The organism is Bacillus smithii, assembly GCF_001050115.1.
GTDB classification, from domain to species: Bacteria; Bacillota; Bacilli; order Bacillales; family DSM-4216; genus Bacillus_O; species Bacillus_O smithii.
Window position 1 is genome coordinate 1,750,957 of record NZ_CP012024.1, and the last position, 17,754, is coordinate 1,768,710.

General features: G+C 39.1%; 13 protein-coding genes. 5 read left to right on the top strand and 8 right to left on the bottom strand.

The window, feature by feature from the left end; all coding sequences use genetic code 11:
- Positions 1–4 precede the first annotated feature (4 nt).
- A complete protein-coding gene (gene hflX, locus BSM4216_RS08260; protein ID WP_048623397.1) occupies positions 5–1,258 on the bottom strand; it encodes a GTPase HflX in 1,254 nt (417 codons plus the stop codon).
- 680 nt (positions 1,259–1,938) lie between these two features.
- Between hflX and spoVK the strand changes: the two genes are divergently transcribed.
- Positions 1,939–2,835, top strand: coding sequence for a stage V sporulation protein K (gene spoVK / locus BSM4216_RS08265; protein WP_371836638.1), 897 nt, complete (start codon positions 1,939–1,941; stop codon positions 2,833–2,835).
- Between the two features lie 317 nt (positions 2,836–3,152).
- Here spoVK and hfq read toward each other — a convergent pair whose 3' ends face one another.
- From hfq to BSM4216_RS08290, 4 genes are all read right to left on the bottom strand, one after another.
- Positions 3,153–3,389 (bottom strand): RNA chaperone Hfq, encoded by a 237-nt coding sequence (gene hfq / locus BSM4216_RS08270; RefSeq protein WP_003352393.1) that lies wholly within the window; start codon positions 3,387–3,389, stop codon positions 3,153–3,155.
- 37 nt (positions 3,390–3,426) lie between these two features.
- Positions 3,427–4,371, bottom strand: a complete 945-nt coding sequence (gene miaA / locus BSM4216_RS08275) for a tRNA (adenosine(37)-N6)-dimethylallyltransferase MiaA (protein ID WP_048623398.1) — start codon at positions 4,369–4,371, stop codon at positions 3,427–3,429.
- A 396-nt stretch (positions 4,372–4,767) separates the two neighbouring features.
- Complete coding sequence (locus BSM4216_RS08280; protein ID WP_048623399.1) at positions 4,768–5,940, bottom strand: RNA-guided endonuclease InsQ/TnpB family protein; 1,173 nt, start codon at positions 5,938–5,940, stop codon at positions 4,768–4,770.
- Positions 5,941–7,082: 1,142 nt separating this feature from the next.
- Positions 7,083–8,285, bottom strand: coding sequence for a transposase (locus tag BSM4216_RS08290; protein ID WP_048623400.1), 1,203 nt, complete (start codon positions 8,283–8,285; stop codon positions 7,083–7,085).
- A 241-nt stretch (positions 8,286–8,526) separates the two neighbouring features.
- On the opposite strand from BSM4216_RS08290, the gene BSM4216_RS08295 reads away from it, so the two are divergent.
- Both BSM4216_RS08295 and BSM4216_RS08300 read left to right on the top strand, forming a co-directional pair.
- The gene (locus BSM4216_RS08295) at positions 8,527–9,051 is read left to right on the top strand and encodes an isochorismatase family protein (protein WP_048623401.1); all 525 of its coding nucleotides are present in this window, start codon (positions 8,527–8,529) and stop codon (positions 9,049–9,051) included.
- A 205-nt stretch (positions 9,052–9,256) separates the two neighbouring features.
- On the top strand, positions 9,257–9,712 hold the full coding sequence (locus BSM4216_RS08300) for an alpha/beta hydrolase (protein WP_048623402.1): 456 nt from the start codon (positions 9,257–9,259) through the stop codon (positions 9,710–9,712).
- Between the two features lie 106 nt (positions 9,713–9,818).
- On the opposite strand, the gene BSM4216_RS08305 is transcribed toward BSM4216_RS08300, so the two are convergent.
- A complete protein-coding gene (locus tag BSM4216_RS08305) occupies positions 9,819–10,982 on the bottom strand; it encodes an IS256 family transposase (RefSeq protein ID WP_048623008.1) in 1,164 nt (387 codons plus the stop codon).
- Positions 10,983–11,089: 107 nt separating this feature from the next.
- Here BSM4216_RS08305 and BSM4216_RS08310 point away from each other — a divergent pair, with 107 nt between their 5' ends.
- On the top strand, positions 11,090–11,656 hold the full coding sequence (locus BSM4216_RS08310) for an alpha/beta hydrolase fold domain-containing protein (RefSeq protein ID WP_280513061.1): 567 nt from the start codon (positions 11,090–11,092) through the stop codon (positions 11,654–11,656).
- 787 nt (positions 11,657–12,443) lie between these two features.
- Positions 12,444–12,779, top strand: coding sequence for a L,D-transpeptidase (locus BSM4216_RS08320; RefSeq protein WP_048624455.1), 336 nt, complete (start codon positions 12,444–12,446; stop codon positions 12,777–12,779).
- Between the two features lie 380 nt (positions 12,780–13,159).
- Here the strand turns inward: BSM4216_RS08320 and mutL are convergent, their stop codons facing one another.
- Both mutL and mutS read right to left on the bottom strand, forming a co-directional pair.
- Entirely contained in the window at positions 13,160–15,055 is a 1,896-nt protein-coding gene (mutL, locus tag BSM4216_RS08325; RefSeq protein ID WP_003352398.1) for a DNA mismatch repair endonuclease MutL, read from the bottom strand.
- Between the two features lie 63 nt (positions 15,056–15,118).
- Positions 15,119–17,737, bottom strand: coding sequence for a DNA mismatch repair protein MutS (gene mutS, locus BSM4216_RS08330; protein WP_048623405.1), 2,619 nt, complete (start codon positions 17,735–17,737; stop codon positions 15,119–15,121).
- Between the last annotated feature and the right edge of the window lie 17 nt (positions 17,738–17,754).

A 17,754-nucleotide genomic window follows, 5' to 3' on the forward strand; every position in this document is an offset into this window, starting at 1 on the left:
CCCTCTATTGTTGCTGATATTTTTTTAAAATCCCGGATAACGGATGATCCTCCATCATGTATCCTTTGACTAAGTAGAAAAAAGTTTCGTCATGAAACGACAAATGCTGCAGCATCGTTTCGGTCTTGATTCTTGCCAGTAGTTTTCCTTCATCAGCGGGAATTTCAGCCCGAAACGGGATCATGAGGTTTTTCATCACTTGTTCTATTTTGATTTTTAAACGTGTACGATCTTCCTCGCTTAAAGCGCTGATCATGATGTGGTCATCTTTTGAAACCGGCACAAAACCCGAACATTTTTGATCGATTTTATTATAGACCAAAAGCCTTGGCAATTCATCCATGTCTAGTTGCGCCAATAGCTGATTGACTGTTTCTTCATGTTGGAGGTAATCGGGATTGGAGCTGTCCACAACATGCAGCAGAAGATCCGCTTCCCGGACTTCTTCCAACGTTGAACGAAACGCTGCCACCAGTGTGGTGGGAAGATCTTGTATAAAACCTACCGTATCTGATAGCAATGAGGTAAATCCGCTTGGAAGTGTCATCTTTTTGGTTAAGGGGTCCAATGTCGCAAACAATTGATTTTCCTCAAGCGAACCACCCGTCGTTAACCTATTAAATAAAGTGGATTTACCAGCGTTCGTATAGCCGACTAGTGCTATTCGAAAGGTGTGATTCTTTTTGCGCCGCGACCGATACCGTTCGCGATGGTGAACCACTGACTGCAATTGTTCTTTAATATCATGAATACGGCGCCGAATATGCCGACGGTCGCTTTCCAATTTTGTTTCCCCCGGCCCTCTTGTACCGATTCCGCCGCCAAGTCTTGAAAGTTCAGTTCCTCGTCCGCTAAGCCGAGGTAATAAATATTCCAGCTGAGCCAGTTCAACTTGAAGCTTTCCTTCTTTTGAACGGGCTCGCCTAGCAAAAATATCCAAAATTAATTGGGTACGGTCAATAATTCGAATTCGGAGAGTGTCCGTTAAATGCCGAATTTGGCTTGGTGTTAATTCATCATTAAAAATAACGACATCAGTCTCCAATTCTTCCACTAAATGTTTGAGCTCTTCCAGCTTACCTTTGCCAATATATGTACTCGGATCAATCCGATCTCGTTTTTGCGTGATGGTACAAACTACTTCCCCATCTGCAGTATGGGTTAAAGATGCAAGTTCTTCGAGCGAATAATAAAAGGACTCTTCATCGCCATCTAAAAGGCAGCCGACCAAAATCGCTTTTTCTTTCTGATTCGTCAATACAAAACCCTCTTTCTGATTACAACAAGTTTCCTCTCTAATAGTGTCATCTTTTTTGTTAAGGGGTCCAATGTCGCAAACAATTGATTTTCCTCAAGCGAACCACCCGTCGTTAACCTATTAAAAAGACTCTTCTATGGAACGGCCTCCGTATTTCCCAGAAAATTCAGTGTACATGTCCATGCACAACGACTAGTTATTGGTGGTCTTTTATTAACTACAATGATAACAAATACCATGTAAACTTCCAATCAAGAATAAAAATGGTTGCAAAAAAGTTCTCCATTATGATCGAAGGTTGATCCAATAATAATTTTATTAATGAACAGCAATCATCATGAATAAGATGATAATAAGAGGAGTATTATTTCTCGGGAAAGCGCAAATTTTGACAAGAAGCCTGACAATCCTAGAAATTGGAGCGCAAGCTGTCGAAATGGGAAACAACATGTCTTAAACTTGAAAACTGTGTTTTTGACCATCCAATCGAAATGATGCTGGTTAAAAACTCTTTTTCTTGTCACCAACAAAAGTAAACAAAAAGAACGAAGGCCGGAGATAAGAGCCTTCTAAAGGAGTTTTGCCGAATGATCCACGTTTGATATTGTGAGGTGAAAGCTTTGGATCAACCTATTCGTTTAAAAAATAATGGTCAAATAAACATCGTTTTTAATTCCAAATTGAAGCAAAAAGAATCGGAGCATCTTCATAAAGATTTATTGCCGGAATCCTTTGCCCAAGAGCATACGATCTTAAAGGAAATAGAAGAAGAAATGAATTCGCTAGTCGGTCTTGAGGAAATGAAAAAAATGATCAAAGAAATCTATGCTTGGATCTATATTAATAAAAAAAGAGAAATGTATGGCTTAAAAACAGGCAAACAGGTTCTTCACATGATGTTTAAAGGAAATCCTGGAACAGGAAAAACGACGGCTGCCAGGTTGATCGGAAAACTTTTTCATAAAATGAATGTCCTTTCAAAAGGCCATCTGATCGAAGCGGAACGAGCCGATCTGGTCGGTGAATATATTGGCCACACAGCTCAAAAAACACGCGATCTCATCAAAAAAGCAATGGGCGGAATATTATTTATCGATGAAGCTTATTCTTTAGGCAGGGGCGGGGAAAAAGATTTTGGCAAGGAAGCGATTGATACACTGGTTAAACATATGGAAGACAAACAGCATGATTTTATTTTAATATTAGCCGGCTACTCTAGAGAAATGGATTATTTTTTGACACTCAACCCCGGACTTGAATCCCGATTTCCGCTCGTTTTTCATTTTCCTGATTATACAGTCGATCAACTGATGGAAATCAGCGCAAAGATTCTTCGCGAAAAAGAATATCAGTTAAGCCAGGAAGCGGAACGGACATTAAGAGAACATTTAATTCATTTGAAAAGTGTGATCCACCCAGCCAAATTTTCAAACGGCCGCTATGTCCGGAATATCATCGAAAAATCGATACGGTCACAGGCTATGAGGCTTTTGACCGAACATCATTATGATAAAAAAGAACTTATGACCATTCGAAGCAATGATCTCATATTTCCCTCTGAAACATCCAACCGTTGATTTTCCAGCCGGAAGTTTCAATAACGATTGAATAGGGAGAAATGCACAAGGACGGAGGTTATCCGTCCTTTTTTTATCATATCGCCCTCTTTTAAAGAATCAGTCGGGTTTCATAGCAGACAAAAAAATTCCAAGAACAGCATATGAAGAGCGTATTTCTAATTGAAATGCAATAAACGGCTTAGGCACGATGGATTCATTGTTCTTAAAAAAAATAAGAAAAAATTCAAATCATAAATAATGGCTCACGTCAGGAGAAATGGTTTTTCATGTGACATGAGCCATTATAAAAAATTTATAAAACAACAGCGTTCATTTTACGATTCTTGTTCTTCTAATTGAATATGCACGTTTCTTTGGGGGGCAAAAGTGGAAATAGCATGCTTATAAACAAGCTGCTGTTTGCCATCGGATTCAAACAAAACAGTGAAATTATCAAAACCTTTCACATAGCCGCGAAGTTGAAAACCATTTAACAAAAAAACAGTGACTAAAGTTCCGTCCTTACGCAATTGGTTTAAAAATTGATCCTGAATATTGATCGCTTGTTTCATGTAAAGTCCTCCTCTTCTATCTCTAAAATTAAATATTCTATTTTAAATGTAGCTTTCCTGCTATAAATTGTGAAATTTCCTGAAATTTTTTCTCACGTTCATGCTCATTGGTGACATCAAACCATTGTACATTCATTTTATTTCGAAACCACGTAAACTGCCGTTTTGCATAACGTCGTGAATTCTTTTTTAATTGTTCGATGGCTTCGTCAAGCGTTACTTTTCCATCCAAATAATCATAAATCTCTTTATATCCAATGGCCTGAACGGATTGACAATTGCGAATGCCTCGCTTTCTCAGCTCCTTAACTTCTTCGATTAACCCTTGGCTGATCATCAGATCCACCCTTTGATTAATACGCTCATACAACTTACTGCGTTCCATCGTCAACCCAACAATGGCAGTATGGTAAAGTTCCTGCGAAAGTTGTTCGGATTGATGCTCAGACATCGGTTTCCCAGTCGTATAGTAAATTTCGAGAGCGCGAATAACGCGTCTCACATTATGAGGATGAATGGATTCTGCGCTTTTAGGATCCACTTCCTTCAACTGTTGATGCAAATAAAGTTCGCCTTTTTCTATTGCTGTTTGTTCCAATTCAGCTCTTAAAGACGAATCCCCCGGAACATCGGTAAATTGGTAATCATATATGACAGACTGAATATAAAGTCCGGTGCCACCCACTAAAATAGGGATTCGTCCTCTTTCCGTTATTTCAGTTATCTTTTTTCTCACAAGCTTTTGGAATTCTGCCACTGAAAAAGATTCATCCGGTTCTTTAATATCAATTAAATGATGGGGAATGCCGGCCATTTCCTCTTTAGTCACCTTTGCCGTTCCGATGTCCATTCCTTTATATATCTGCATTGAATCTCCGCTGATGATTTCTCCTTGAAAACGATGCGCAAGGCGAATGCTTAGTGCAGTTTTCCCTACTGCAGTCGGGCCAACGAGCACAATCAGCTTTTCTTTCTCTTTCACGTTCTTCCCAGCCTTCCCCTTACTTTTCCTTTACTTTTCCCTTATCGTACCATAAAACGAAAGGATTTACACACTTTGATCATTCTAACCAATTGAAACGCCAAACATTCCTCTATCGTTCTTTTTGCTTCTTTTTTCTCCGTTTATTCGATGGACAATGAATACACCAAATACTGCATCATGAAATAGATTATGAGGGGGTTTTTTCAATAGAAATCTCACAAATCGATGAACCTCCCTCCACTTATGGAAGTGGGGGTTTCTTCTCTGGCAAACATAGAAACTTCCACGAAACACCTTTCGGCGTTTCTCTTCTTCGAAAGAAGGGAATCTTCCACGTTCTAAAAGAAGCGACACCTTGCGGTGGGTGGGTTCGCACCATCTACTACTTCCCGCTTATGCGGGTCGTAGATACGTTGGAATCTTCTCCTGTCCCCAAGGTTCAAATGAACCGTATAAGGCTTGGCTCAGGATATTCTTCGCTCCATGAATATCCCGATGAGAAGTGTATCCACAATGGCAATGATACATTCGGGTGCGTACTTTCTTTTTTCGTTTGCAAACAGGACATGTTTGACTGCTGTACGCTTCCTTCACAAACGTTACCTGGATACCTTTGTTTTGGCATTTGTATTCCAAATATTTCTTTATTTTGCCAAATCTCCAATTGAATAGTTTTTGATTGACGTTTTTCCGTCTTTTCTTTTTCGTGTGTCTCTGTACCCCTTCGGGATTGCCGACATATACATCCGAAACGCCTTGTTGGATGCACCAATCCACAAACGCTTTGGTGGTTTTGTGTAAAGCGTCCCGCAACTGTCGTTCACTTTTCGAAAGGATATACCGCTTCGCCCGTTGGTATTTTTTCCACCTCCGAGAGCCTTTTTTGCATTTGCTCTGAAGTTTTTGCAATTCTCGAAGTTTCTTGTTGCGAAGACGGTGGATACTGCGAAGTTTCCGACCTGACAGAAGAACACTTTCCCCATGGTCGCAAAACGAAGCAATGGTATGAATTTCGCCCATATCGACTCCTGCGGAGTGATGAGGCGTATAAGGAAGAGGTTCTTGTCCATCCTCATACGAAACCGAAAGGTATAATCCATTGTCATAGCACAATTCGATTTCTTTGATAGTTCCTTTCGGTAAGTTTTTGGCATAGACCACCAGCGGTGGAATGCGTTTACCGCCATGTGTACCTAACGACAAAGTGATTTTCCCATTCTCGGAAATGGTGAAGGCTTTGTCTACCCACTTGGTATTGAAGTATTTCTTTTGTTTATAGGGATACTTAGCGGTTTTGATACCTTTCTGGATAGCTTTGTGAGTGCTGTCTCTGGCAAAAAGATATTTGTGAGCCACCGCTTGGATACTTTGACTATGCAGATGGTATTTCCCTTTTAAGCGTTTTTGCAACTGAGATTTGCCAATCCATTTTTGATGAGTAAGGTAGTAATTTCGGGCTTCGGTAAGACAATCATTCCAAATTTGAGCGGAAATGCGATTACATTCCATCAGTTGTTGGATGGTGCCGTTCGAAGCGGAAAAATGCACCCTCTGTCCTCGATACATGGTGAGATTCACCTCCTTTTTAGTATTCGGGGATCAGCAATCCCTACTTTTAAGATATGTTCTTTAGAAAGAGTTGTATCGGACAAACTCATCTACTTACAGAAAGTTCCACACTTATGTAATTCATAAGATTTCATTGAATTTCTAAGGTTTTTATTTCCGTCAATTTTATATTACATAAAGAAATCTCAGATCTAGCGAGAAATAATCCCAGGTATCGGCAAACTGAAATCCTTTCAAACGGGAGTTTTCGTTTATTTTCATTTGATCCAACAAAATTTCATTATGTTATTAGAAAGCGGTTGTATCCCTTACATTACAAAAATATGAGAAAACATCTTTTTACTACACATTCGTTAAAACTCATTAAATTTTTTTCGATTTCTCTTTTGGAAAGTGAGTAATCATTTTTCAATAAAGAATTGAAGGAACTTCTACCATCTTCTTAAAAAAACTGGAAGTAGCTTTTTAGTTACAAAAAAAGCCGCTCAAATCATTTAGCCTCTTTGTTTTGAAACATTAAATTTGATACGACACGTTTTCCATCACTTCAAATTGTATATTTGCATAAAATTCATGCATAGTACTTATGAATAGACACCTGATATAATAACCTATGAATAACAAGCAAAGTGAATGGATGGGGAATATGAAAATCAAAGGAGTTATCATATGAAGGCGGAGAGTCGAGCAACGAAGCGACAAAAGCATTGTAAACGTTGTGGAAGAAGCATTAAAAAACGAACATGAAAATATTCTTATGGCTACTCACGGAAATCTAATGTCTCTCCTGATTAAATTTTTCAATCAAGATTTTGGATTTGAACAATGGCAAAATCTCACCAATCCGGATGTTTTTTTATTAAGGTTTACGAATAAACAAGTTCATTTAGAACGACTGTGGAAATAAAAAGATGTCAAGATGATCATATATTTATAACAAATACAATTGTTGGATATTAGATTACGACAGAGGAAAAATTGATAAAGTATTTAAATGAGCATTTTGCAAAATTAGATTTTTTGGATAAAAGTATAAAAAATAAAGCACTCGACAAATAGCTACCAGCATGTTATTTTACAAAATATTACAATAATCTTGTTTTCGGGCATACCTACAGAATTTTTCACATTGAATTTTTTTAAGCGGCTTTCTTCCCTTTATTTTCCTTTGCCATCGCTAGCGCTGAAACAAGTAATACAATAGCGTTCAGGTAAATATGGGTCTTTACTTTTTCAATTCCCCATACATGTAGGGAGTTCGCCGTAAGGTAGCTTTTCATTCTTGAATTACAGCGTTCTACACTTGTCCTCTCGTTGTAAAGCTCTTTCCAACGTTTTGTATCACGGTGCGGATTGGAATATCGGCGCACATCCTTTTTGATGTCGACTTTTACCACCATTCCATAGTTGGAAGATGAACAGGCTGCCATTCCTAATGGGCAATCCACTTTGCCGGTTGCGTGAGGACATCTGAACTTGAGCTGGTCCTTATCAGCTCCCCAATAAGTCATTTCATAACCCATGGAACAACGCGGAGTTCCATTGGAAGAAATCCCTTCAGGAGGCTCTTTTTCGTTGCGCAAATTGAGCGGGATAATGGCTTGCGCTCCAATGTTTTTGGCTGATTCATAGTTTTTTAGTTGGTCATATCCGCCATCCATGATCAGAAATTCAATTTTGGATTTGGTACGCTCTGCCACTTGCTCTATTAATTCTGGTGCGACTTCTCCATCGTTCACATGGGCAGGGGTTACTTTTATGGCCATTGGCAGTTCGCTTGCGGTATCGACTGAAAGATGCATCTTATAGCCAAACCAGGTAATTTTATTGCCGAAGGAATCATATTTTGCGCCCCAATTGGCATTACCCGTTTGTTCACTACGCTTTTTGGGCTGTTTCTTTTCATAGGCATCAATGGCGGCACTGTCGATGGCCTGGTGGCTGCCGTCAATTATTCCTTCCTCCTGAGCTAACTGTACCAAGTCAAGGAAGATCTTTTCAGCCAGCTTTTTTTTGATAAGTGCCGCAAAAACCCGGCTGAGAGTGGAGATAGACGGTGCGGGGCGATCAATCGATAAACCGCATTGATAACGGAAACGAAGGTCTTTATCCAATCGATGATGAAGGGCGGTAAAGGTGTCGATGCCTTCGAGTGGGGCAGCGATGAGAGCCCTTAGAATCCCTTCTCTGGAATGACCGTCAGCCCCTCGGGGTGAAGAACTTCTCAACTGTTTAGCATAAGGGCGTAAATCAAGCGAGCTAAAAAAGATAGGTAATTTCTCTTTTGACTCTAATTTTTGCAGTTCTTCAAAGGAAAATAGGCTTTCTTGTAGAATATACAAAGTGACTTCCTCCTTTTGAATTTTTGTGGTTTCGTCACTTCAAAAATTCTACATTTTAGGGGTGAAGTCCTTTTTTGTGTCTTTGAAATCCTTATGGCTCTTGGGTCAAAAAATATGCAAAATGCTCAAATAAAAGAATGGACGGGAAATCCGAATTAAACTAAAGAGTGCTTTTTCATCATTTTTTAGATACTATAACTACAACAACATTAATTAGATTCGATTAGGATGTGATGGATAAATGAAGCAAGCCTTAATTGTCATCGATGTACAAGAAATTTTCTTCAAGCTTCCCCAAAACCTTTTATATAATAGTGTACAACTAGTGAATAATATCAGCAGATTAATAGATCAGGCTCATGAAAAAAATACACCCGTTATCTTCATTCAACACACAAGTCAAGATGAACGAGATGATTTATTTGAAGGGAAAGATACATGGAAACTTCATGAAAATTTAAACATACGTCACACAGATAAAATTATTCAAAAAACAACCTGGGATTCATTTTACCAAACTGAACTTTTAGATTACTTAAAAGATAATGAAATAGAACAACTTATTTTTGCAGGAGCGCAAACAGAATTTTGTATGGATACAACCATAAGAGCAGCTTTTAGTTTAGGATTTCAAAATAATCTTCTTTTTAAAAATACTCATAGTACTGTAAATAATGCCATTTTAGATGCCCATACCATTATCAAACATCATGAAAACATTTGGAACAATCGATTCCTTACAATTGTTGAATGGGATAAAGAGTAATATATTCATTAATAAAAGGACGGCCAGTGACCGTTCTTACTTCATTATACTGTTTGTGCCAACTTAACCGTTCTCCATTACAAGTGGGTTTTTCTTTAATAATACAACCCTCACATAAGCTTTTTGGATTCGATTAAGTCATTACATATGCAATGATGTACTATATTGTTTCTTCTATAGTATATTTAGAAACGGAGTGAACAGGATGAGCCAGATTAACAATGAATTTCATATTCCCATCAATAAAGAAATGAGCATAGAAGCTCAAACAATTGCGAAAATGCTTTTTACCTCCTCCAAAGAATCTGAAAATATAAACTTTTCCCACCCCCATTCATTAGAAATTTTTAGACGAATGATGGATAAAAACTTAAAAGAATTACTAAATAAAATAACAGTGGACTATCAATTAGAAAGAGTGAGCATCGATGGCATACAGGCTGTCTGGATCTCAACTCCACAGATCCAAGAAGATAAAAAAGTGATTCTTTATTTACATGGTGGATGTTACGTATCTGGAAATACCGAAATATACACTACCATACCTATTCAACTAGCTCATAGTAGTCAGATTAATATTTTATCTATTGATTATAGTTTAGCCCCAGAGGTACCGTCAAGAATTTTGTGTAAGAGAGTATTCTCAGATACGTTTTTTTAATCTTGGAGGAGGTGTTTAGTTGTCTTATATGAGACTGAATATTCAGTCTCATATAAGACAACTTAGTCTCCCTAGACTCTGTTCTTCATGAACAAAATTTGGTCTTTCAGTATCTTTCTTCAAACATATCTTGAAGTGCCTTGTATGCCGTAGAAAACCCTTTAAGTTTTCTAGTGGACCATTTTTCATTCAAGTCCTGTACCGTTAAGAACGTGATTTTTTCTGCTGCTTCAATACTGGTTAAGCTGTTCATCGTTTTGAGTCGTTTACGTATATCTTTAATCGTTCGTTCAATCGCATTGGTCGTGTAGATGACACTACGAATACTGGTCGGATATTTCATGAATGTTAGGAGGACATCTAAATCCTGTTCCCAAGATTGGACTTCTCTAGGATACTTTTTAGACCACTTGTCTTTAAACTCATGAAAGGCTTGAATGGCTGCGTCTCTTGTCATCGAACGATAGATCAGCTTTAGGTCTTCAGCCACTTCAAATTGGTCTTTTTTCCTTACCTTGTTTAACGTATTTCTTACTTTGTGGACCACACATCGTTGAACATCGGCTTTCGGATAGACGGCTTTAAAGGCTTCTTCAAGACCTGGGAGTCCATCAAAAACACCAAGTAAGACTTCATGAGCACCGCGTGTATAAAGGTCTTGGAGAATCTCTTGCCAGCCATGCGCGCTTTCTTGACCTCCAACGTAAAAGCCAAGAATTTCACGATAACCTTCTTCATTGACACCAAGAACAACGTAAATGACTTCTTTGGCATACGTATCACGACGAACTTTTATATAAAACCCATCAAGATACAACACAGAATACCGTTTGTTTAATGGACGTTGTTGCCATTTTTGAATATCCTCCAACGCGGCATCTGTAATATGACTAATCGTGGTAGGAGAGTAGGTTGAACCAAGAATTCTTTCGATAAACTTCCCAATTTCTCGAGTGCTCATCCCACTTTGATACATTTTAATAATCGCCTGTTCCAGCCAGCCGTCTTGACGTTGATAAGGCTCAAACAGTTGAGTCTGGAAATCCCCGTTGCGATCTCTTGGAACCGTAAGAGCTTCTATTTTCCCGTACTTTGTATCAAGAGTACGGTGATAATAACCATTTCTTGAGTTTTGAACGTGTTCCTGTTCCACTTGGAGGAAATTTTTGATTTCTTCTCTCATGATGAATTCAAGCTTTTCTTGAACAAAATCTTTTATCATATTTTCCAGTTGATTTGCGAAATCTGAGTTGAGTATACTATTACTCATAAGGTAGGGTATCTCCTTTCAGTTTTGTTTGGTCGCAAATCTGAGAATACCCTGCCTTTTTCTTTTTTTCTAGTAGAAAAATTTGCTTACACAAAATAATTTACATCATCGCCCCAGAAAATCCATTTCCTAATGGATTAAATGATGTGGTCAAAGTTTTTCATTATCTTTGCAACCATGGATACTCAGCAAATAATATTGGTATTTTAGGTGATTCTGCAGGTGGGGGGCTTGCATTATCAATGTTACTAAAGCTCAAGGAAATGAATGCCAAATTGCCAGCAGCTTTGGGCTTGTTATCTCCATGGGCTGACTTGAGTTTTTCTGGAGAAACTTTTAATACTTTGGCCGGAGTAGATCCCATCTTAAGTCAAGAACAGTTATCCGTATTCGCAAACATGTATGTCCAAAAAGAAGATGTAAAAAACCCCTTCATTTCTTCTGTTTATGGAGATTATAAAGATTTTCCACCAATGATGATCATTGCTGGTAGTCATGAAATATTATTAAGTGATTCAACTCGCATTGCACAAAATGCTATGAATCAAAAAGTAGAAGTGAGTTTAGACATTTTTAATGGTCTTTGGCATGTTTTTTGCGCAGATCCTACCTTACCTGAAAGTAAAAATGCTATAAAAAAACTTTCTTCATTCTTTAACAAGAACTTGTTCTAATTATGTTGTTTCACAAAAGAGAGATTTAAAAATGGCTATTTTCAAATGATCACTCTTTAAAATTCGAGAAAAAATGATTTTTTTAATGGCTGGATTACCTAAGTCAAACAATATATATTAAATCAAATAAATAGGACACTAAACAACGCTTTTGCGTGATTCAGTGTCCTCGGTTTTTACGATAGAGTTGCTTCGTTTCGTCAATCCCTGTTATTTTTCCATCGAACGTTTCGTTTTTATCATCCTTATTATTAGAAGGAAAGCAAAAATGACGACACATAACAAAATGTCTATTAAGATTTTTGCCTCCATGTTGTGATGCTTCATAACAAAATACCAGCTTGGCGAAAAACAAAAAAGGAAGTACGTTAGTAAATCATGAAAGAATAAAGAAATAAGTGTTATTAAAGCTCCGGCTAAAAAACTGGTAGCAAAAGAAATTCCCATTAATTTCATTTCCCTCATCAACCACCATTATTAGACTATAATTCCATTTTATAGGAATCCCAGAGATATTTAAACCTCTTTATTTGTTTTTCTCTCAAATTAAAACGGAAATATTTCCATCAGCCGATCCATTGTCTGTCTCCCCTATCCGCTTGTAGGTGCCGAAATCATTTTGGTTGTATATCCTTAACGATATACGTTGCAATTGTTCGCTTCCCAAATATTTACAATCCCCTTTGCCATGCTGGGCAAAGCGGGAGAAATCCAAGCAATTTTTTAAAGAGCCATGAACAAATGCCTAAGTCACTTCATACTATATTCAAAAACGGAGTGGATCTTTATAGTGAAATGGATCGACGTATCCTTATCTCAGCATAGATTAAAACTATTTGACGGAAACAGACTTATAAAAACTTACCCCATAGCAGTTGGAAAAATATTGACACAAACCCCTTATGGGACGTTTACAATTATCAATAAACAACGCCATCCCGGTGGACCATTCGGAGTGTTTTGGATGGGGTTGTCAAAGCCTCATTACGGCATACACGGAACCAATAACCCATCTTCCATCGGCAAGAATGTCTCACATGGATGTATTCGAATGTTTAATCATGATGTTCTAGAATTATCTTCTAAAGTGCCAGTTGGAACGAAGGTTGTGATTCATAAATGACTCTGTTCATTTCTCCCTCTTCGCCAAACATTCTTGTAAATAAGAAGCCAGTGGTTGATTGCTGTTCCATTCAAATCGATAACAAAGAGTATGACGTGATCATCTATGATATTGCAGCATACATAGCAAACTGAAAAAGGCAAAAAAATTTTGCTCTAAACCACATTTTCGTTCGGTACAACATCTTGGGTTAAAGGCATAAAAAAAGCATTTGTGAAGTGCTCCTACCATCATTGGTTGGTTCAGATCGCCATTAGACAGGAGTCTTCACAAACGCCTTCTCATATTGATCAAAGTTGAATAAAAGAGGTATTCGATAGCCTAGAAAATGAGGGAAAATGGCGGATAAACACCACCAAATCGTGTTAATCATAATCCCGCTACATTACCCGTTTAAACATTTTTTCCAGTTCATATGCCGAAAAATGAATAATAACGGGTCGGCCATGAGGGCAAGTGAACGGGTCGGAAGCTTTCCGTAAATCGTCCAAAAGCGCCTGAATTTCATCTTGGCGCAAATGGTGATTCGCTTTAATGGATCGTTTGCAGCTCATCATAATCGCTGCTTCTTCCCTCAGTTTTTTAATATCAACCGTTTTCATCGTAATCAGTTGTTGAAGGATGTCTTCAATGATCTCTTGTTCTTCTCCTTTTGGAAACCATTGAGGATGAGCGCGTACGATAAAAGAGTGAATACCGAACGGCTCCAGAAAAACTCCCACTTTTTCCAATTCATCTTTATACTCTAAAATTTTCACATATTCGTCAGCCGAAAATTCCAATGTCAACGGCACTAACATTTCTTGCAGTTCGTTTTCCACTTGCCCCACTTTTTCACGGAAAAATTCATATTTGATCCGTTCTTGAGCAGCATGTTGGTCAATAATGTAAAGTCCTAGTTCGTTTTGGGCCAGTATATAAGTTCCATGCATTTGACCGATGGGATATAATGGCGGAATGCGGCTCTGACGTTGACTGCTCTCGGTCGTTTCCAATGAAGAGTCGTCAGCGGCCTCCACAACCGTTTCGGATTCTTGTACATCATATTCTCGCACAAAATCCGGAGAACTCTTTGGCTCCGACTGCTCTTGTTCCAACATGTCTTCAGGCAAATGACGTTCCTCTTCTTGATGTTTCTCATAAGTGTTGGTAAGCTCAGGCGGACGATGAATTGGAACGGCTGTATCGATAATGGGCTCCGTTTGTTTCGGCAGGTGGTCAAGTTCAAAACTTTGCTGGACAGTTTTTTCCTTTTTCCATTTAGGAGCAGCATTTTCCAACGGAATCAATCGCTTTGACCGAAACGCTTCTTGAATGGTTTTCATCATCAGCTCATTCAATTCTTGTTCCTTGCTTAAACGAACCTCCAATTTGGATGGATGCACATTGACATCTACCAGTAGAGGGTCCATTTGGATCATCACTAACGCAATGGGATATCTTCCAATCGGAAGCAACGTGTGATAGCCTTCCTGAATGGCTTTCACTAAAGGATAATTTTTGACATATCGGCCATTGATAATAGTCGAAATATAGTTGCGGGAGGCACGCGTTAACTCCGGAAGGGAGATCCATCCCTCGATTTCAAAATCGATGCTCCTGGCAGAAATCGGGATCATTTTTTTAGCCGTGTTTAGTCCATAGATAGCGGCGAGAACTTGCCGAGCATCCCCATTTCCGTTTGTTTCAAGCAAAACTCGGCCATTATGTCGCAGCTGAATGGAAACGTCTGGATGAGCAAGCGCCAGACGATTGACCGTATCGGTAATGTTTCCGAGTTCTGTATGAATCGTTTTCATATATTTCAGCCTTGCGGGTGTATTATAAAAAAGATTGGAAACGATCACTTCCGTCCCTTTACGAGCGGATGCTTTTTCCTTCCGAACGACCTTGCCTCCTTCTAAGACAGCTCTGGTAGCGGCCCCCTCCCCTGTTCCTGTCGTGATTTCTAAATAAGATACCGAAGCAATGCTTGGGAGCGCCTCGCCCCTAAACCCTAGCGTACGAATGCGAAATAAGTCGTTTTCATCCTTGATCTTGCTTGTGGCATGTCGTTCAAACGCTGTCAACACATCTTCTTCTTCGATTCCGTCCCCATTATCCACTACTCGAATGGATTGGAGACCAGCTTCCTCGACATCGATTTCGATCACCGTGCTATGGGCATCTATGGCATTTTCCACCAATTCTTTGACAACCGATGCAGGGCGTTCCACGACTTCTCCCGCCGCAATTTTATTGGACAACATGTCGTCGAGTTGAATAATTTTTCCCATAAAAGCCCTCTCCTTTCCTCGATCCTCTAAACGGACGGCTTAACGGAGATTCATTTCATCATATTATTGATTTAGTATTTTTTGCAATTCATATAACTTGTTTAATGCTTCTAACGGAGTCGTTTCTAATAAGTTGAGAGCTTTTAACGCTCGGGCTGCTTCTTTTTCCCGCGGGGTGACGGCTGCTTTCGGTTCTGTCTTTTGCTCCTCATCGAAGAAAGACAGCTGCTCCACTTCCTGTTTCACTGACGTCTTGGAATCTTTCTTTTCACTTTCATCGGTTTTTTCCTTATTAGAAGGAGAAGCACCTGTAGATTCGAGATCCGTCAAAATTTCCTTTGCTCTTTTAATCAACGTTTGAGGGAGATTCGCTAATTCCGCTACGTGAATACCGTAACTTTTATCTGCAGCTCCTTCTTTTACCTTATGAAGGAAAACTAATTTTCCGTTCTGCTCGACGGCACTTACATGAACATTTTTCAATTGATCCAGTTCTTTCTCCAAAACCGTTAATTCATGATAGTGGGTCGAGAATAAAGTCTTAGCCCCAATATGATCATGGATATATTCAATGATAGCCTGTGCCAAAGCCATTCCATCATATGTAGAGGTTCCTCTGCCGATTTCATCGAAAAGAATTAAAGAATTTTGCGTCGCATGAACGATGGCATTTCTTGCTTCCAGCATTTCCACCATAAACGTGCTTTGTCCTGAAATCAAATCATCACTTGCGCCAATTCTCGTGAACACTTGATCGAAAATAGGCAGAACCGCTTCTTCAGCCGGTACAAAACAACCAATTTGGGCTAAAATAGCCGTTAAGGCAATTTGTCTCATATACGTGCTTTTTCCTGACATGTTCGGTCCGGTGATGAGCAGCATTTCCCGACCTTTATCCATCAAACAATCATTGGCCACATACATTTGTGAATCCATGACTTTTTCTACAACCGGGTGGCGGCCCCCTTTAATCCGTAATGTTCGCCCATCGTTAAAACGCGGTTTTACGTAGTGTTGTTTTTCGCTGACAGTGGCAAAACATTGCAAACAATCCAGCTCGCTGACGGTTTTGGCCAAAGCCTGCAGTCTCGGAATAAATGTTTTAACATATTCCCGAATAGATAAAAAGATTTCGTATTCCAAATCTACGCTTTTTTCTTCCGCTTGTAAAATTAAAGCTTCCTTTTCTTTCAATTCCGGTGTGATAAAACGTTCTGCATTTGCCAACGTTTGTTTACGTTCATAGCGCCCCTCTTCCAGCAAATGTAGATTGGCTTTTGTCACTTCAATATAATATCCAAACACGCGGTTATAGCCGACTTTCAACGATTTAATTCCGGTTCGCTCTCTTTCTTCTTTTTCCAATTGAGCGATCCATTTTTTCCCGTTTTGACTAGCGTCTCGGTAGCGATCTAATTCCGCGTGGTAACCGTCCTTGATAATTCCGCCTTCTTTCACGGACAATGGCGGATTCTCGACAATCGCCCGTTCGAGCAGATCGGTTAATTCTTCACACGGGTCTAATTTGGACGCTATTGTTTGAATATCGTCATTGTCCATTTGACCTAATAGATCTTTCAAAGAAGGTATTTGCTGTAGTGATTTTTTCAGCTGGATTAAATCCCGGGCATTGACATTTCCAAACGCCACTCTGCCGGCGAGCCTTTCAAGATCGTAAACTTCTTTTAATCGCTCTCTTAGCTCTTGGCGTTCAAAATAACGATTCAGCAGCAACTCGACAAGAGCAAGCCGCTTTTCAATCTTGCTCTTTTGAATGAGCGGACGGTCAATCCACTGTTTTAATAGTCTCGCTCCCATGGCCGTCATGGTTTCATCCAAGAGCCATAGAAGAGAGCCTTTTTTCCCTTTCGATCGAATCGTTTCCGTCAACTCCAGGTTTCTTTTGGAAAAGTAATCTATTTTCATATAATTATGGACGTGATAGGTTTCGACTGTTTGCAAATGGTCCAAGCTTCTTTTTTGCGTGCGATACAAATAATTAAAAAGTCTGGCAGAAGTCGAACGTAGCCGTGAATCCTCAAGCCTTTCCAAAAGATGTTGATATTCCGATTTGACTTCCTGATCTTCTTCATAAGAAATCGTCAACGACAACCGCTCTTTTATTGTTTTTTGCAAGCTGTTATCAAAAGAAGGGTCGATAACAATTTCTTTTGTTCCAAGCGTGGACAGTTCATTTACCACATCTTCAAAAGCTGTCAGCAGTGTTACACGATTTTCTCCGGTGGATAAATCCGTATAGGCTAGTCCGAACGTCTCATCTTCCATTCCGGAAACCGATGCAATATAATTATTTTCTTTTTCCAGCAGTCCTTTCCCTTCCATCATCGTTCCGGGAGTAATCAGCTGGATCACTTCCCGTTTAACTACCCCTTTTGCTTGTTTGGGATCTTCTGTTTGTTCACATATCGCAACTTTATGGCCTTTTTCAATCAGCTGTTGTATGTAGCTATCGGCAGAGTGATAAGGGACGCCGCACATCGGAATCCTTTCATCGCCACCGCCGTCCCTGCTGGTCAAAGTAATTTCCAATTCTTTCGAAGCCTTAATCGCGTCATCAAAAAACATTTCATAAAAATCGCCTAACCGAAAAAATAAAAAGGCATCTTGATATTCAGCCTTGATTTTTAAATATTGTTGAATCATTGGAGTATATTGCGGCATTTGTTTCTCCAATCCTT